This is a genomic window from Collinsella sp. HCP3S3_E5 (assembly GCF_052067635.1).
GTDB lineage: Bacteria > Actinomycetota > Coriobacteriia > Coriobacteriales > Coriobacteriaceae > Collinsella.
This window is the reverse complement of sequence record NZ_JBQHQF010000063.1, coordinates 1-637: the sequence shown is the minus strand read 5'-3', so window position 1 is coordinate 637 and position 637 is coordinate 1. Positions and strand designations below refer to the sequence as shown.

The 637-nt window shown below is 68.6% G+C and carries 2 rRNA genes; both read right to left on the bottom strand.

The features are described 5' to 3' along the window. Positions 1-20: 20 nt before the first annotated feature. Positions 21-136, bottom strand: a 5S ribosomal RNA gene (gene rrf, locus ACTM82_RS08995). A 146-nt stretch (positions 137-282) separates the two neighbouring features. Beyond that, positions 283-637: ribosomal RNA gene (locus ACTM82_RS08990) — 23S ribosomal RNA — on the bottom strand; the annotation flags it as partial.

The following is a 637-nucleotide window of genomic DNA, read 5'->3' as shown; positions in this document are numbered from 1 at the left end:
ACGGCTCGGTGCCGTCCACCGGTCAGCGGCGCCCTGGCCTCCCACGGGCTGGCCCCGCAGTACTCTCGGCGCGATGGGGCTTAGCTTCCGGGTTCGGAACGGGACCGGGCGTGCCCCCCATGCTCTGGCCGCTGACCGGTGGGCGGCGCCCACCGTATCTTCGGTGTCCGGTGTCTCTCTCACGTGCCCTGGGGGCCGCATGGCGCATAGGGGAGGTGACTCGGGGGCATCCTCGTGCCCGGACCGCGCGCAAGCGCTGGGTCCCGCGGGCCGCGAGGTGCGGTTCCGGAAGAGCTCGGGCGATTAGTGCGGCTCGGCTGAGGGCGTCGCCGCCCTTGCACCTGCCGTCTATCGACCAGGTAGTCTACCTGGGCCCTTACCGGAAGGAGAACTAATCCCTGGAACGGCTTCCCGCTTAGATGCCTTCAGCGGTTATCCGCGCCGCACGCGGCTACCCGGCCGTGCCGTTGGTCGACAACCGGTTCACCGGAGGTGCGTCCACCCCGGTCCTCTCGTACTGGGGGCAGCCTCCATCGATTCTCCTGCGCCCACGGAGGATAGGGACCGAACTGTCTCACGACGTTCTGAACCCAGCTCGCGTACCGCTTTAAACGGCGAACAGCCGTACCCTTGGGAC